16 protein-coding genes are annotated in these 15,137 nt (G+C 69.6%); 5 read left to right on the top strand and 11 right to left on the bottom strand.

What is annotated here, in order from left to right:
* Positions 1-57 precede the first annotated feature (57 nt).
* The gene (locus ACQPWZ_RS20980; RefSeq protein ID WP_433572127.1) at positions 58-666 is read left to right on the top strand and encodes a rhomboid family intramembrane serine protease; all 609 of its coding nucleotides are present in this window, start codon (positions 58-60) and stop codon (positions 664-666) included.
* Here ACQPWZ_RS20980 and mqnP read toward each other — a convergent pair.
* Genes mqnP through ACQPWZ_RS20965 form a run of 3 tightly spaced genes read right to left on the bottom strand, consistent with a single transcriptional unit; the run spans position 656 to position 3,506 of the window.
* A complete protein-coding gene (gene mqnP, locus ACQPWZ_RS20975) occupies positions 656-1,576 on the bottom strand; it encodes a menaquinone biosynthesis prenyltransferase MqnP (protein WP_340474651.1) in 921 nt (306 codons plus the stop codon). The genes ACQPWZ_RS20980 and mqnP overlap by 11 nt on opposite strands.
* The gene (locus ACQPWZ_RS20970) at positions 1,573-2,058 is read right to left on the bottom strand and encodes a hypothetical protein (protein WP_433572126.1); all 486 of its coding nucleotides are present in this window, start codon (positions 2,056-2,058) and stop codon (positions 1,573-1,575) included. Before ACQPWZ_RS20970 ends, mqnP begins: the two co-directional genes overlap by 4 nt.
* Entirely contained in the window at positions 2,055-3,506 is a 1,452-nt protein-coding gene (locus ACQPWZ_RS20965; protein ID WP_327681465.1) for a menaquinone biosynthesis decarboxylase, read from the bottom strand. Before ACQPWZ_RS20965 ends, ACQPWZ_RS20970 begins: the two co-directional genes overlap by 4 nt.
* A gap of 89 nt (positions 3,507-3,595) precedes the next feature.
* Here ACQPWZ_RS20965 and ACQPWZ_RS20960 point away from each other — a divergent pair, with 89 nt between their 5' ends.
* Positions 3,596-3,988, top strand: a complete 393-nt coding sequence (locus ACQPWZ_RS20960) for a PLD nuclease N-terminal domain-containing protein (RefSeq protein ID WP_340474649.1) — start codon at positions 3,596-3,598, stop codon at positions 3,986-3,988.
* 10 nt (positions 3,989-3,998) lie between these two features.
* Positions 3,999-4,928: an isopenicillin N synthase family dioxygenase gene (locus tag ACQPWZ_RS20955; protein ID WP_433572125.1), complete on the top strand. Its 930-nt coding sequence runs from the start codon at positions 3,999-4,001 to the stop codon at positions 4,926-4,928.
* A 44-nt stretch (positions 4,929-4,972) separates the two neighbouring features.
* On the opposite strand, the gene ccsB is transcribed toward ACQPWZ_RS20955, so the two are convergent.
* The 7 genes from ccsB to hemL form a co-directional block, all read right to left on the bottom strand.
* On the bottom strand, positions 4,973-6,055 hold the full coding sequence (gene ccsB / locus ACQPWZ_RS20950; protein WP_433572124.1) for a c-type cytochrome biogenesis protein CcsB: 1,083 nt from the start codon (positions 6,053-6,055) through the stop codon (positions 4,973-4,975).
* Complete coding sequence (gene resB, locus ACQPWZ_RS20945; protein ID WP_340474646.1) at positions 6,052-7,734, bottom strand: cytochrome c biogenesis protein ResB; 1,683 nt, start codon at positions 7,732-7,734, stop codon at positions 6,052-6,054. Before resB ends, ccsB begins: the two co-directional genes overlap by 4 nt.
* Before the next feature lie 3 nt (positions 7,735-7,737).
* Complete coding sequence (locus ACQPWZ_RS20940; RefSeq protein ID WP_433572123.1) at positions 7,738-8,475, bottom strand: cytochrome c biogenesis CcdA family protein; 738 nt, start codon at positions 8,473-8,475, stop codon at positions 7,738-7,740.
* Entirely contained in the window at positions 8,475-9,080 is a 606-nt protein-coding gene (locus tag ACQPWZ_RS20935) for a TlpA family protein disulfide reductase (protein WP_340474644.1), read from the bottom strand. Before ACQPWZ_RS20935 ends, ACQPWZ_RS20940 begins: the two co-directional genes overlap by 1 nt.
* 67 nt (positions 9,081-9,147) lie before the next feature.
* Positions 9,148-10,392, bottom strand: a complete 1,245-nt coding sequence (locus ACQPWZ_RS20930; protein ID WP_383232028.1) for a hypothetical protein — start codon at positions 10,390-10,392, stop codon at positions 9,148-9,150.
* A gap of 113 nt (positions 10,393-10,505) precedes the next feature.
* On the bottom strand, positions 10,506-11,234 hold the full coding sequence (locus tag ACQPWZ_RS20925; RefSeq protein ID WP_433572122.1) for a histidine phosphatase family protein: 729 nt from the start codon (positions 11,232-11,234) through the stop codon (positions 10,506-10,508).
* Entirely contained in the window at positions 11,231-12,538 is a 1,308-nt protein-coding gene (gene hemL, locus ACQPWZ_RS20920) for a glutamate-1-semialdehyde 2,1-aminomutase (protein ID WP_433572121.1), read from the bottom strand. Before hemL ends, ACQPWZ_RS20925 begins: the two co-directional genes overlap by 4 nt.
* 273 nt (positions 12,539-12,811) lie before the next feature.
* Between hemL and ACQPWZ_RS20915 the strand changes: the two genes are divergently transcribed.
* Positions 12,812-13,372, top strand: a complete 561-nt coding sequence (locus ACQPWZ_RS20915) for a hypothetical protein (protein WP_313944804.1) — start codon at positions 12,812-12,814, stop codon at positions 13,370-13,372.
* Between the two features lie 275 nt (positions 13,373-13,647).
* Here the strand turns inward: ACQPWZ_RS20915 and ACQPWZ_RS20910 are convergent, their stop codons facing one another.
* On the bottom strand, positions 13,648-14,223 hold the full coding sequence (locus tag ACQPWZ_RS20910) for a TIGR03086 family metal-binding protein (protein WP_433572120.1): 576 nt from the start codon (positions 14,221-14,223) through the stop codon (positions 13,648-13,650).
* A 63-nt stretch (positions 14,224-14,286) separates the two neighbouring features.
* On the opposite strand from ACQPWZ_RS20910, the gene ACQPWZ_RS20905 reads away from it, so the two are divergent.
* Positions 14,287-15,117, top strand: a complete 831-nt coding sequence (locus tag ACQPWZ_RS20905) for an AraC family transcriptional regulator (RefSeq protein WP_433572119.1) — start codon at positions 14,287-14,289, stop codon at positions 15,115-15,117.
* The last annotated feature ends 20 nt before the right edge of the window (positions 15,118-15,137 follow it).

The following is a 15,137-nucleotide window of genomic DNA, read 5'->3' as shown; positions in this document are numbered from 1 at the left end:
GAACGCGGTGCGCCTGACGTTTCCCCGGTGGAGGCACGGACGGCGCAGGGGGCCGCGATGACATACCCACAGGTACCCGAGCGGCGCCGGAGCGCCCGCATCAGGGCAGCTGCCCTGCTGATGGCGGGCTGGGTGGCACTGCTGTGGGTGCTCGAGGCGATCGACACCGCGAGCGGCCATGCCCTCGACTCGTACGGAATCGTCTCCCGCGAGCCGTCCGAGCTGGGGGACGTCGTCCCCTCCGCCTTCATCCACTTCGGCTTCGCCCACGTCGCCGCCAACACCGTCCCGCTGCTGGTTTTCGGCTTCATCGCCGCGCTGAGCGGCATCCGCCACTTCCTCGCCGTGTCGCTGCTGATCGTGGTGGTGGACGGCCTGGGCGTGTGGCTCGTCTCGCGGTCGAACACCAACACCGCGGGTGCGTCGGGGCTGATCTTCGGTCTGTTCGGCTATCTGGTGGTCCGGGGCTTCGTGGACCGCAAACTGCTGGAAGTGGGCGTGGGTCTGCTGATCGGCGCGATCTGGGGCAGCTCGATCCTGCTCGGCATATCCCCCAGCAACACCGAAGTGAGCTGGCAGGGACACCTCTTCGGCCTGGTCGCGGGCATCGCGGCGGCGTTCGTGTTCCGCCGCCGCGAACCGCGGGGCCAGCTGTCTACACCGTGAGGCCGCGAACCAGAAGATCGAGCAGCGCACACACGAACAGGGCAATGCCGATGAACCCGTTGACGGTGAAGAACGCCCTGTTCAGCCGGGACAGGTCGTGCGGGCGCACGATCGAGTGCTCGTAGAGGAACGCCGCCGCCACGAGCGTGAGGCCCAGCCACAGGAACACGCCCGCGTCCGTCGCCAGCGCGTACCAGACGAAGAGCGCCATCGTCACGACGTGGCAGCCGCGTGCGCCGTACAGCGCCGCCGGGATGCCGAAGCGGGCCGGGACCGACTTCACGCCGTGGGCGCGGTCCGCCTGGACGTCCTGGCAGGCGAAGATCAGGTCGAAGCCGCCGATCCAGATGCCGACCGCGAGTCCCAGGATCACCGCGTCCCACGACCACGACCCGGTGACCGCGATCCAGGCGCCGACCGGGCCCATGGCCTGGGCGAGACCGAGGATGGCGTGCGGGAAGTTGGTGAACCGCTTGCCGTACGGATAGACCACCATCGGGATCACCGCGATGGGCGCGAGCGCCAGGCACAGCGGGTTCAGCGCGGCGGCGGCGCCCAGGAAGACCACGACGGCGACGAGCGCCCCGGTCCACGCGGAGCGCACACTCACCGCTCCGGTGACCAGTTCACGGGAGGCCGTGCGCGGGTTCCGGGCGTCGATCTCGCGGTCGATGATGCGGTTGCAGGCCATCGCGAAGGTCCGCAGCCCCACCATCGCGACGGTGACGAGCAGCAGCCGGCCCCAGTGGATGTTCCTGTCCAGCTCGAACATCGCGGTCAGCGCGGCGATGTACGCGAACGGCAGCGCGAAGACCGAGTGCTCGATCATCACCAGGCGCAGGAACGCCTTGGTGCGTCCGGGCTGCGGCGCCGGGCCGGGCCGGGCCACGCCGTCGGCGGTCGTCATCATCCGAGGTTCCTCCGGAACAGTTCGAGCTCGGCCCGCAGGTCCGCCGTGGACGTGGGGCCGATCTCCACGTCGAGCGGAGGCGTCGCCGCCGACTCCGGCGGGGTGAGCCGGGCCAGGAAGGCGAAGCCCTCACCGGCCGGGCGGGCGTCCAGGCGCAGCAGTTCGTGGCCCGCCACCGTCAGCGTCTCGGTGAACTCCGCGTCCGGGTCGTCCAGGGCGGCCAGCAGCCGCTCCGCGAACGCGGCCGCCGCCGCGTCGCCGAGCTCGGGCAGCGCGACCTCCCGCCCCTCGCCGTCCGTACGGTCGGCGATCAGCTGCCACAGGCCCGACGGTCCGGCGAACTCCTCGGGGGTGACGCCCGCGCGCTCGGCCGCCTCCCGCACCTCCGGCCGGGCGGGGTCGATCTCCGGGCGCAGCAGGGCGACGCACGGTGTGTCGGCCCCGAGGAACAGGGCGGGGCCGCCCACGGCGATCGGGCTCACAGGCCGTACTCCTTCCAGCGACGGTCGACCTTCGCCGCCGTCTCCGGGTCGGACTCGACCATCTCCGGCCAGCCGCCGTCCCGGGTGTATCCCTCCTCGGGAAGCTTCCTCGTCGCGTCGATTCCCGCCTTGCCGCCCCAGAACTGCTGGTAGGAGGCGTGGTCGAGATGGTCCACCGGTCCCTCGACGACGGTCAGGTCCCGGGCGTAGTCGGTGTTGCCGAGGGCGCGCCAGGAGACCTCGTGCAGATCGTGCACGTCGCAGTCCGCGTCGACGACCACGATCAGCTTTGTCAGCGACATCATGTGCGCGCCCCAGATCGCGTGCATGACCTTCTGCGCGTGCTTCGGGTACTTCTTGTCGATCGAGACGATCGCGCAGTTGTGGAATCCGCCCGACTCGGGGAGGTGGTAGTCCACGATGTCCGGCACGATGATCTTGAGCAGCGGCAGGAAGAACCGCTCCGTCGCCCGGCCCAGCGGACCGTCCTCGGTCGGCGGGCGGCCCACCACGATGGACTGGAGCAGTGGCCGCTTGCGCATGGTCACACAGTCGATGGTGAGCGCCGGGAACGGCTCCTGCGGCGTGTAGAAGCCCGTGTGGTCGCCGAACGGCCCCTCGGGAAGCGTCTTCCCGGGCTCCAGCCAGCCCTCCAGCACGACCTCGGCCTGCGCCGGCACCTGGAGCGGAACGGTCTTGCAGTCGACCATCTCGATCCGCTTGCCCGAGACGAAGCCCGCGAACAGGTACTCGTCGATGTCACCCGGGAGCGGCGCCGTGGAGGCGTAGGTGACCGCGGGCGGGCAGCCGAAGGCGATCGCGACCGGCAGCCGCTCCCCCCGCCTGGCCGCCACCTGGTAGTGGTTGCGGCTGTCCTTGTGGATCTGCCAGTGCATGCCGATGGTGTTGCGGTCGTGACGCTGGAGCCGGTAGAGACCGAGGTTGCGCACCCCCGACTCCGGGTCCTTGGTGTGCGTGAGGCCCAGGTTGAAGAAGGAGCCGCCGTCCTCGGGCCAGGTGAACAGCGCGGGCAGCCGGTCCAGGTCGACGTCGTCGCCGTGCAGGACGACCTCCTGCACCGGGGCGTCCTTCACCTTCTTCGGCGGGACGTGCACCATCGTGCCGAGCTTGCCGAACGCCTCGCGCACCCCGACGAAGCCGTGCGGCAGCTCGGGCTTCAGCAGACCGCCGATCTTGTCGCTGATCTCGGAATAGGACTTCAGTCCGAGCGACTTGAGCAGCCTGCGGTCCGTGCCGAACACGTTCATCGCCAGGGGCATCGCCGAGCCGCGCACGTTCTCGAAGAGCAGGGCGGGGCCGCCGGCCTTGTTCACCCGGTCGACGATCTCGCCGACCTCGAGATACGGGTCGACCTCGGCCTTGATGCGCTTGAGGTCACCCTCGCGCTCCAGCGCCCTGAGCAGGGAGCGAAGATCGTCGTAAGCCATGCGCTCCAGTATCCGGTACGGGCTACCCTGGCGGCGTCACCGGGGCCCGTTCCGCGCCCTTCCGCCTCTTCCTGGGGGACCGTACGACCATGCTCAGGTATCTGCCCTTCCTCCTGGTCCTGGCCCTGTGGATCTACGCCTTCATCGACTGCCTGAACACTCCCGAGAAGGAGGTCCGGCACCTCCCGAAGGTCGTCTGGGTGATCATCGTGCTCCTCTTCGGAGAGGTGCTGCTCGGCCCCGTCGCCTGGCTGGTCGCGGGCCGCCCCCGCAAGAGGGCGGGAGGCGGCGGCTCGCCGTTCGAGCGCCGCCGCACCCAGTGGGTCGCCCCGGACGACAACCCCGACTTCCTCAAGTCCCTGAAGGACGAGAAGGCCGAGAAGGACGCACGGGCGGCGAAGGACGCGGACGAGGCCCAGGCGGCGAAGGACGCCGACGCGGAGGAGCTGCGGCGCCGCGAGCGCGAGGACGACGACCGCTGAGAGGACTTCGGTGACCGGACGCGGTATTCCCACCATCGATCTGCGCCACTGGCACTACGGAGATACGGAGGACCGCGCGGGCATCGCGGCGGTCGCCGACGAGGCGCTGCGCCGCGCCGGCTTCCTCCTCGTCACGGGTCATGGTGTCGACCCGGAGGTGCGCGCGGAGATCCGGGACGTGGCGCGGGAGTTCTTCCGGCTGCCGCAGACCGTGAAGGAGCCGTACGCGGTACGGGTCGGCGGCCGCGGCTGGCTCGGCCCGGGCGCGGAGGCCAACGGCTACGCCGAGGGCACCGAGACACCGCCGGACCTCAAGGAGTCGCTGTCCTTCGCGGCCGACGAGCCGACCGGCGACGCGGCCGTGGACGCCGAGTGGTTCCTGCCCAACACCTGGCCCGGTGAGGTGCCCCGGCTCAAGGTCCTGGTCGAGACGTACCTCGGGCAGATGCGGGAGCTGTCGGACAGCCTTCTGGAGCTCCTCGGGGTCGCGCTCGGCGAGCCGGAGTCCTTCTTCACCCGCCACACGGGACACCCGACCTGGGGCTTCAACATCAACTGGTACCCGAGCCGGGACCGCATCGGTGAGCCGCAGCCGGGCCAGTTCCGCATCGGCCCGCACACCGACTTCGGCACGGTCACCGTGCTGGACCGGCAGAAGGGCAGGGGCGGTCTCCAGGTCTTCACCGACGAGGCCGGCTGGGAGGACGCGCCCTTCGCCCCGGACGCCTTCACGATCAACATCGGTGATCTGATGGCCCGCTGGACGGACGGCCGCTGGCGCTCGGGCCGCCACCGGGTGCTGCCTCCGCCGGCGGACGCGCCGGCGGAGGAGCTGATGTCACTCGTCTACTTCTACGAGTGTGATCCCGGCACCGATGTGCGGGGCGTGGACTCGCACGTCCACCTGCGCGCCCAGCTGGACGCGATCTCGACGGACTGACCCGGCGCCACCGGGCACGATCGGCCGGTGGCCGGGCCCGGTTCCTACACGCCCGCGTACGAGTGCTTGCCCGTCACGAAGATGTTCACGCCGTAGTAGTTGAACAGCCAGCAGCCGAAGGCGATCAGCGCCAGGTAGGCGGCCTTGCGGCCCTTCCAGCCCGCCGTCGCCCGGGCGTGCAGGTAACAGGCGTACGCGACCCAGGTGATGAAGGACCAGACCTCCTTGGGGTCCCAGCCCCAGTAGCGGCCCCACGCGTCGCCCGCCCAGATCGCGCCCGCGATGATCGTGAACGTCCACAGCGGGAAGACCGCCGCGTTGACGCGGTACGAGAACTTGTCCAGCGAGGCCGCGGACGGCAGCCGGTCCAGGACCGAGGTGGCGAAGGCGCCGGGCCTGCCGCCCTTGGCGAGCTTGTTCTCGTAACTGTCGCGGAACAGGTACAGCGCCGTGCCGACCGCCCCCAGGTAGAACACCGCGCCACAGATGATCGCGGTGGAGACGTGGATCCACAGCCAGTACGAGTGCAGCGCCGGCACGAGCTGGTCGCTGTCCGTGTAGAGCACGGTGGTCGCGATGCCCAGGTCCAGCAGAACCGTGGTGACCAGCGGCAGACCGACCCAGCGGATGTTCTTCTTCGCGAGCAGGAACGCGAGGTACGCGCCGACCGCCACCGTGGAGAAGGTGATGGAGAACTCGTACATGTTGCCCCAGGGGGCGCGCTGCACCGACATGGCCCGCGCGACGACGCCGCCGGCCTCGATCAGGAAGGCGAGAACGGTCAGCGAGACGGCGATCCGGCCGTACAGATCACCCTTCTCCGTGCCGCCGGCCGCGCCGGGCCCGTCCGGGACGTCGCGGGTGCCCGCCGCCGAGCGCGTGACGATCTTCGGTCGGTCGAGCACGGTGGTCGAGCCGCCCTGCTTCGAGCGGACCATGACCGCCGGGGCCGCGGCGGCCGCGGCACCGGTCAGCGCGGCGGCCGTGCGGCCGACCTTGCTGCGGCTGCCGAAGACCCACTCGGCGATGTGGGCGAAGAAGGCCAGCGTGTAGACGGCCATCGCCGAATAGATCAGCACATTGCTGATGTTCGCCAGGTTCTCGTTGGTTGCGGCGGCGAGAGTCACTTCTCAGCCCCTTCGGAAGAAACTTCCACTGGTTCGGGCGCGGTGGGCGCCTCTGTGTTGAGGGTCGCGGCCAGGTCGGCCAGTTCTTCGGGCAGCTTCGCCGACTCGCTGCGGCCGAGGCCCGCCATCTCGACGACGGTGACACCGTCATCGCCGGTGACGGCCCGCACCCAGACACGGCGGCGCTGGATGAACAGGGAGCCGATCAGACCCGCGATGGCGACGATCGCCCCGGTCAGCGCCCAGCCGGTGGCCGGCTGGTGCGTGATCTGGAAGGTCGCCCACTCCTTCACGTCCTTCTCGAACGTGATGGAGCCCGCGCCGTCGGGGAGGGTCAGCGTCTCACCGGGCAGCAGGTTCTTCTTCAGGATGTTGCCGTCGGCGTCCTTGAACGGCTTCATCTTGCGGGTGTCGAGCTGGTACACGTTCTGCGGCAGACCCGAGTCGACGCCCAGGCTGCCGTGGTAGGCGCCGACGTTCAGCACCGGGAACTCCAGCCCCGGGAACTGCGAGAACATCTGCCCCTTGCCCTTGCCCGCATAGGTGGGCACGAACATCGCCGGGAAGCCGAGCTGGTCCTTCCTGCCGGTTTTGTCCCGGTAGCCGTCCATCACCTTGATCGCGCCGGTCGAGGTGACGTTGTTGTCGATGGGCAGCAGCGGCACGGCGCCGTTGAAGACGACGTCGCCCTTGCCGTCCCGGACGGTGACGACGGGCGCGTACCCGTGGCCGTTGAGATAGACCTTGGTGTCGTCGAACACGAGGGGCTTGTTGACCTCGATGGTCTTCGTGCCCTCGGTGCCGTCGGCGCGCGTGAAGCTCACGCCGGCCTCGTAGGTGCGCGGCGTACCGCGCTGCGGCCCGCTCTTGGCGTACGTCCCCGTGAACCGGTCGAGCGTGAAGCTGAACGGCGACAGCTCGTCCGTGCTGAACAGCGAGCCGGACTTGAAGTCGTCGTACTGGGTGAGCGTGTTGGAGAAGCCGTCGCCCTCGACGATCAGCTTGCCGCCCTCGGACTTGAAGAGCTGGCCCGCCGCGAACGCCACCAGCATCACGATCAGCGCGATGTGGAAGAGGAGGTTGCCGGTCTCGCGCAGATAGCCCTTCTCGGCGGCGACGGCGTTGCCGACGGTGTGGGCGCGGAACCGGCGGCGCCGCAGGATCGTGAGCGCGGCCTCACGTACACGCTCGGGCTCCGCCTCCGTACGCCACGTCGTGTACGCGGGCATCCGGTCCAGCCGGCCCGGCGCGCCCGGCGGGCGGCTGCGGAGCTGGCCGACGAACTGCCAGGAGCGCGGGACGATGCAGCCGATGAGGGAGACGAACAGCAGGATGTAGATCGCCGAGAACCACACCGAGCTGTAGACGTCGAAGAGCTGGAGCCGCTCGAAGAGCGGCGTCCAGAACTCGTGGGTGGCCTTCCACGACTGCACCTTCAGCTCGTCCACGCTGTTCTGCGGCACCAGCGAACCGGGAATCGCGCCCAGCGAGAGCAGGAACAGCAGGATCAGCGCGACCCGCATCGAGGTCAGCTGCCGCCAGAACCAGCGGGCCCAGGCGACGACCCCGAACGAAGGCCCGGAGACGGGGGCCTCCTCGGCGGGGGCGGTGGAGAGCTGCGCGCCGGCGGCGGCGTACTCCCCGCTGTCCCGCTGCTCTTCGGTCTCGGTCTTGCTCATGGATCAGATCCCCACCTGGAAGCCTTCGGACCAGCCCTGCATCTCCTGGACCATGCTGTCCCACGCACCTGTGAGCAGCAGCAGACCGGTCGCGACCATCATGCCGCCGCCGATCCGCATCACCCACGCATAGTGCCGCTTGACCCAGCCGAACGCGCCGAGCGCCTTGCGGAAGGCGACCGCGGCGAGGATGAACGGCAGGCCGAGCCCCACGCAGTACGCGGCGGTCAGGATCGCCCCGCGGCCCGCGCTGGCCTGTTCGGCGGCGAGCGCGTTGACCGAGGTCAGGGTGGGGCCGATGCACGGGGTCCAGCCGATGCCGAACAGGGCGCCCAGCACCGGCGCGCCGACCAGCCCGGTCACCGGCCGCTTGTGGAAGCGGAATTCACGCTGGGTGAACCACGGCATGAGGCCCACGAAGAAGATGCCCATGACGATCATCAGCACACCGAGGACGGTGGTCAGCGTCTCCCGGTGCTCCTGGAGCGTCCAGCCGAAGTAGCCGAAGAGCGCGCCGCCGGAGATGAAGACGGCGGAGAAGCCGAGGACGAAGAGCGCCGCGCCGGCGGTCATCCGGCCCCGCCTGGCCTCGGCGAGGTCGGTTCCGGTGACCCCGGTGACGTACGAGAGATAGCCGGGGACCAGCGGCAGGACGCACGGCGAGAAGAAGGAGACGAGCCCTCCGAGTACGGCGATGGGCAGGGCGAGCAGCAGGGCCCCGCTGAAGACCGTCTCGTTCATCACTTCTCCGCGATCAGCGGTTCGACGAGCTTGCGGAGTTCGCTCTCGTCGAGTGCCTTCAGCGAACGCGCCGCGATCTTTCCGTCACGGTCGAGAACGATCGTGGAGGGAATGGCCTGCGGATTGAGACTGCCCTTCGGGAAGCCCGTGACGATCAGCTTGCCCGCGGGATCGTAAAGGCTCGGGTACTCGATGCCGTAGTCCTTCTCGAAGGAGATGGCCGGACCCTTGTTGGCGTCGCGGGTGTTGATCCCGACGAACTCCACGCCCTTCGGCTTGGTCTCCTTGGCCACCTTCGCGAAGTGCCGCGCCTCGGCACGGCACGGCGGGCACCACGAGCCCCAGACATTCATCACGACGACCTTGCCCTTGAGGTCGGCGACGTCGAGCTGCGCGCCGTCGAGGGTCTCACCGGCGAGCTTGTGGGGCGCCGTGCGCTTCCCCTTCGCCACGGTGGAGATGCCGCCCGTGTCGGTGACGAAGTTGGTGTCGCCGCCACCGCCCGACTTCCCGGAGTCCTCGCCGGTGCAGCCGGACAGGACGAGCGCGCCGGCCGCGGCACAGGAGGCCAGCAGGACGGCGCGGGGGGCACGGCGAATACTCATGTGAAAAGTTTCGCATGGCGCTTCCGGCGATCTTCCGCGCCCCCCTGCGCGTCCGTGGGGCCGTGTGTCAGGCGGCCTTGAAGAAGGTGTTCCAGCCGCCCGCCGGGGCCTGGCCGACCTCCAGCGAGCAGAGCTTGGCGAGCACCTGCGGGTCCTGGACGTCGATCCAGTCGCAGAACTGCCGGAAGGACACCAGCCGTACGTCCTTCTTTCCGGCCATGCCCTTGATCGCCTCCTCGACGGCGTCCATGTAGATGCCGCCGTTCCACTGCTCGAAGTGGTTGCCTATGAAGAAGGGCGCGCGATTGGTCTCGTAGGCGCGCTTGAATCCTTCGAGGTACGCCTTGGTGGCCTGCTTCTTCCAGCGCGGGTAGTTCTCGGGCATGCCCTTGGTCGAATTCTGCGACTGGTTGGCGAGGATGTTGTAGTCCATCGAGAGGACTTCGAAGGAGCGGCCGGGGAAAGGTATCTGCTGGAGCGGCAGGTCCCACAGGCCCTTGCGCTTCTCCGGCCACTTCTGGCGGCCGCCGGGCGAGCTGGCGTCGTAGCGCCAGCCGAGCTTCTTCGCCGTCGGCAGCAGCCGGTCCTGTCCGAGCAGACAGGGGGTGCGGGCGCCGACGAGTTCCTTGCGGTAGTCGAAGGGCAGCGGGTCGAGATCCTTCCAGCCGCTGTTGGTGCGCCATTGGGTGACGAACGACACAGCCTGCTCCGTCTCGTTCTCCCAGTCGGCGGGCGACCAGTTGCCGACCGATCCGGAGCCCGCGCAGAAGTGCCCGTTGAAGTGCGTGCCTATCTCATGGCCCTCCAGCCAGGCCTGGCGCACGTACTTCAGCGTCTCCTTGATGTGGTCGTCGGTGAGGTAGCCGATGTCGGAGGCGCCGGTGGCGTTGTTCGGCGGGCGGTAGAGGGACTTCTTCGACTCGGGCAGCAGATAGACCCCGGAGAGGAAGAACGTCATGGCCGCGTCGTGGTTCTTGGCCAGTTCGAGGAAGCGGGGGAAGAGGCCGTTCCCGACCTCGCCGGCACCGTCCCAGGAGAAGACGACGAACTGCGGGGGCGTCTGCCCCGGTTCGAGGGGAACCGGCTTCGCCGGCTGGTGCGGCTGCGCACCGGTGTCGGAGGTGGAGCCGTCACCTATGAGCCGGGCCTGGCTCTCGGAGGGCGTCGGCTTCCCCGTCCCGCCTTTACCGCTGCCACTTGACCCGGTTTGTCCGCTGTTGTCCGACCCGAGGGAGCCGCAGCCCGCGATCCCCATCGCGGCCGCGGCTCCAAGTCCTGCCCCGAGCAAGCCCCTTCGGCTGATGTCGCGCATATCGATCCCATCCGCACCCTCCCGGAGGAGAGAGCCCATACAAACCGGCCACCGGTTGAGATGGGCCACAGAAGACGGGGGTTCCCGCGCCTACAGCACATTTTTGCGAAGAACTACGCGCCGAATGCCTTCGCTTTACCCTTCACAGGCTTCGCACCGGCAAGCAGGTGCGCGGGGACAAGATCACGCGCGGGCTCCGAATAACCCACCGAAACGATCCTGTCGCCCTGGTACGTGAAGGTGGTCAGCGACGCCAGCGTGCACTGCCGGCGACGCGGGTCGTGCCACAGCCGGCGCCGCTCGACGAAGCTGCGCACCGTCCAGATCGGCAGCTGGTGACTGACGCACACGGCCTCGTGCCCACGGGCGGCGTCCCGAGCGGCGTTCAGCGCGCTCATCATCCGGACGACCTGGTCGACGTACGGCTCGCCCCAGGAGGGACGGAACGGGTTGGTGAGATGGCGCCAGTTGGCCGGCTTGCGCAGCGCGCCGTCGCCGACACCGAAGGTCTTGCCCTCGAAGACGTTGCCCGCCTCGATCAGCCGGTCGTCGGTCTCGAGCGTCAGGCCGTGGCTCTTGGCCAGCGGCGAGGCGGTCTCCTGGGCGCGCTCCAGCGGGGAGGCGACGACATGGGTGATGTCGCGGCCGGCGAGGTGCTCGGCGACCCGGTCGGCCATCTGCCGGCCCAGCTCGGACAGGTGATAGCCGGCGCGACGGCCGTAGAGCACGCCGTCCGGGTTGTCGACCTCGCCGTGCCGCATGAGGTGGACGACGGTGATGTCCTTGCCGTCGACAGCCTTGGTGTCGCTGTCCCTGCTGCCGTTGTTCTTGTTGTCGCTCATGCCGTGGCCTCCGCGGCGGCGCGGGCGGCGGACGGCAGTGCGGCGGCGATCCGCTCCACAGCGCGCTCGTCGTGGGCGGTCGAGACGAACCAGGACTCGAAGGCGGACGGCGGCAGATAGACGCCCGCGGCCAGCATCGCGTGGAAGAAGGCGGTGAAGCGGAAGGCCTCCTGGCGCTTCGCGTCCTCGTAGTCGCGCACCTCGTCCGCGGTGAAGAAGACGGAGAACATGTTGCTCGCCCTCTGCAGCCGGTGCGCCACGCCCTCCTTGCTCAGCGCGTCGGTCACCAGGGACCGGATCTCCGCGGACACGGCGTCGACCTTGGCGTACGCGGCGTCGTCCAGCAGCCGCAGCTGCGCGAGACCCGCGGCGGTCGCGACCGGGTTACCGGAGAGCGTGCCCGCCTGGTAGACGGGGCCGGCCGGGGCGAGGTGGGCCATGACGTCGGCGCGGCCGCCGAACGCCGCGGCCGGGAACCCGCCGCCCATGACCTTGCCGAAGGTCAGCAGGTCGGCCTCGACACCGTCCACGCCGAACCAGCCGGACCTGCTGGTGCGGAAGCCGGTCATCACCTCGTCGGAGATGTAGAGCGCGCCGTTCTCCCGGCAGATGTCCTTCAGGCCCTGGTTGAAGCCCGGCAGCGGCGGGACGACGCCCATGTTGCCGGGCGAGGCCTCGGTGATCACACAGGCGATCTCGCCGGGGTGCGCGGCGAAGGCCTGGTGTACGGCCTCCAGGTCGTTGTACGGCAGGACGACGGTCTCGCCGGCCTGGGCGCCGGTGACCCCGGGCGTGTCGGGCAGCCCGAACGTCGCGACGCCCGAGCCCGCGGCGGCCAGCAGCGCGTCCACGTGACCGTGGTAGCAGCCGGCGAACTTCACGACCTTGGCACGGCCGGTGAATCCGCGGGCGAGGCGGATGGCCGACATCGTGGCCTCGGTACCGCTGGAAACAAGCCGTACCTGCTCGACGGGCGCGACCCGGGCCACGATCTCCTCGGCCAGGGCGACTTCGCCCTCACCGGGCGTCCCGAAGGAGGTACCGCGGGCCACCGCCGCCTGCACCGCCTCGATGACGGCCGGGTGGGAGTGCCCGAGGATCATCGGCCCCCACGAGCAGACGAGGTCCACGTACTCGCGTCCGTCCGCGTCGGTAAGGTACGGACCGGCACCGGACACCATGAACCGGGGCGTACCGCCCACAGCACGGAAGGCACGCACGGGGGAATTGACGCCGCCGGGCGTCACGAGGGACGCGCGGTCGAAAAGCGCCTGCGAAACTGGGGCTTCGTATGAATACGCCACTTTGGTCCTGATCTGCGGTTCGGGTGTTCGGGCAGCCAAGGAGGATGATCTCGGCCACCGGTGAGCAGGGAGCGCGATCTCCTCGTATTACGAAACGGCGTCACCCCCCTCGCGTCTGCGAAACTGGGGCGACACAGGGAAAGCTCACGGAATCCATGGTGTCAGAGGCTGTGATGTTCTCGCGGACGGGTGTTTCACAGCACGTTCGTGGGGGAGGTCACTGTCACGATGATCGGGTTGCGCGGCGGGGGCTGCGAGTGGTCGGGTGGAGATATGCATCGCGGTGGCGGACTGGGCGAGGGGACCGACGACCTGGGTCCCGAGCCTGCCCGGCGGGGAAAGCACCGGCGAGGCGAATCGGCGGCGCACGAGCCCACGGGAAGCAGGAGCGGCCGAGTGGGGGTGACCTACAAATACTTCGGAGCACCTGACGGGGCCACGGCCGCCCGGGTGCCGATTTCGATGCGCCCGGAAGAGCTGGGCGGCGACGAACTCGGCATGGGCGGGCTGTTCACCAAGATCAAGCCCGAGACGATAGCGGCGATGGTGCTGACCGGAATCCAGGGCATGCCTCTGAACAAGGTGCCGCCGCTGGAGCTCGTGGTGCTGCACCCGGATTACGCGGTGGTCAAACTCCCGATGACGGTGGTCGACCCCTTGCGGGACATCGGCGAGGAATCGGTGGGCGCGGCGGCCTTCATCTGGTCGACGGTCCCGGACCGCGGGGGCCCGCGGGACGCGTTCAACGTGTACCAGCTGCTGCACGAATGGCAGGACTTCAGCCACAGGCTGCACGAGGCGGGCCACCAGCCGTACTGCTTGGTGTGGCCGTAGGGGAGCCTGGTCCAGGGGGTCTGCTGGAGGCGGAGCTCGGGCCGAGGGGCCGAGGGGCCGAGGGGCCGAGCGAGCATTTCCAGCCCCGCCGGCGATTGAGGCGAAGCTTGGGCCGAGGGCCCAAGCAAGCATTTTCAGCCCCGCCGGCGATTGAGGCGAACCCTGCGCCCAGGGGCCCGCGCGGATCAAGCCCGGCCAAGCTCACCCCGGTGAACCGGAGCGAACCCAGCCGGGGCAACCACATCAAGCCCCGCCGGCGCTTGAGGCGAACCCTCCTACACCCGCACCCACTCCGGATCCCGCCCCGTCACCGCCAGCACCCTCGCGAACGCGGACGCCCCCTCCCCCAGCGCCACCGGCTCCCCGAACACGCCCCCCTTGCGAGCCATCGGCGCCATCTGGTCCAGCGCGGGACCGAGCTCCACCACCACCGCCGGGGACGGCGTGAACTCCTGACCCGTCGCCCTCGCCAGATCCCACGCGTGCACGGTCAGATCGCCGAGCACCATGTGCCCCACCGTCCTGGCCGGCAGCCCGAACGTGCCCGTGGTGCCCTCCTCCGCGCCCCGCGCCGCCCACGCGCCGACCAGCGTCGCCGTTTCCTCGGCGAACCGCTCGCGCCAGTCCCCGCCGCCGTCGACGAAGCGCGCCTCCACGCTGAAGTCGGCGTCCTTCTTCGCCGCCAGCGCCTGGAAGTTGATCACCACCTGCGTGAGGTGGTCGACCAGCGCCCGTACGTCGTACTCCGCACACGGCGTCGGGTCGTCCAGCCGGTCGTCGGTGATGCCGCGCACCACCGGAACAGCACACTCCGCCGCCGCTTCGAGAAGATCACTGATGGTGTTCGTCATGGACCGACCGTAGGCCCGGCAACAGCCCTGCGTATTGAACAAACGCGACATAGGATCCCCGTCATGGCAGGTCCGCGCCGCGACACCCGCGGCATCGTCGAAGCCCGCGAGCTCTTCAACCGCGTCCGCTTCCGCCGCCGCGAGCCCGCACCGGCGCTGCGTCCGTACGTCGAGCACTACTGGCTCATCGACTGGGATCTGCCGGAGCCGTACGCCTCGCACGTCGTTCCGCACCCCTGCGTCAACATCGTGTTCCAGCGCTACGGCGGCGAGCCGCCGTGGGGCGAGGTCGCCGGCATCGGCCTGGAGCTGTTCACGCAGAAGCTGGAGGGCGAGGGCCGGGTGTGCGGGGTGCAGTTCCGGCCGGGCGGATACCGGCCGTTCGCGCCCGAGCGGCCCGTGTCGGACTGGACCGGGCGCCGGGTGCCGATCGCGGACTCCCTGCCGGGCACCGACCCCGCGACTGCTCCGGCAGAAATCTGCGACCCCGACGACGAGGACGCCCGGGTCGCCGCTCTCGACGCGTTCCTCCTCGGCCTCGCCCCGGAGCCGGACCCCCAGGCACTGCGCGCCATGGAACTGGTCGACCGGGTGCGCAACGACCGTACGATCCGCCGGGTCGCTCAACTGGCAGAGGCGGAAGGGCTGTCGGCCCGGTCGCTGCAACGGCTGTTCGCCGCGTACGTCGGGGTGGGGCCGAAGTGGGTGATCCTGCGCTACCGCATCCATGAGGCGCTGGAGCGCGCCGAGTCGGGCGAGGACCCGGAGGCCGTGCCGGACTGGGCGGCGCTGGCGGCCGAGCTCGGCTACAGCGATCAGGCCCATCTCGTACGGGACTTCACGGCGACGGTGGGTGTGCCGCCGACGGCGTACGCACGCCCGCCCGGCCTCTAGGGCCTCTAGGCCCTTCAGGT

Origin of the sequence: Streptomyces sp. CA-251247 (assembly GCF_050952975.1) — a bacterium.
GTDB classification, from domain to species: domain Bacteria; phylum Actinomycetota; class Actinomycetes; order Streptomycetales; family Streptomycetaceae; genus Streptomyces; species Streptomyces achmelvichensis.
This window is presented reverse-complemented; position numbering and strand designations above follow the sequence as displayed.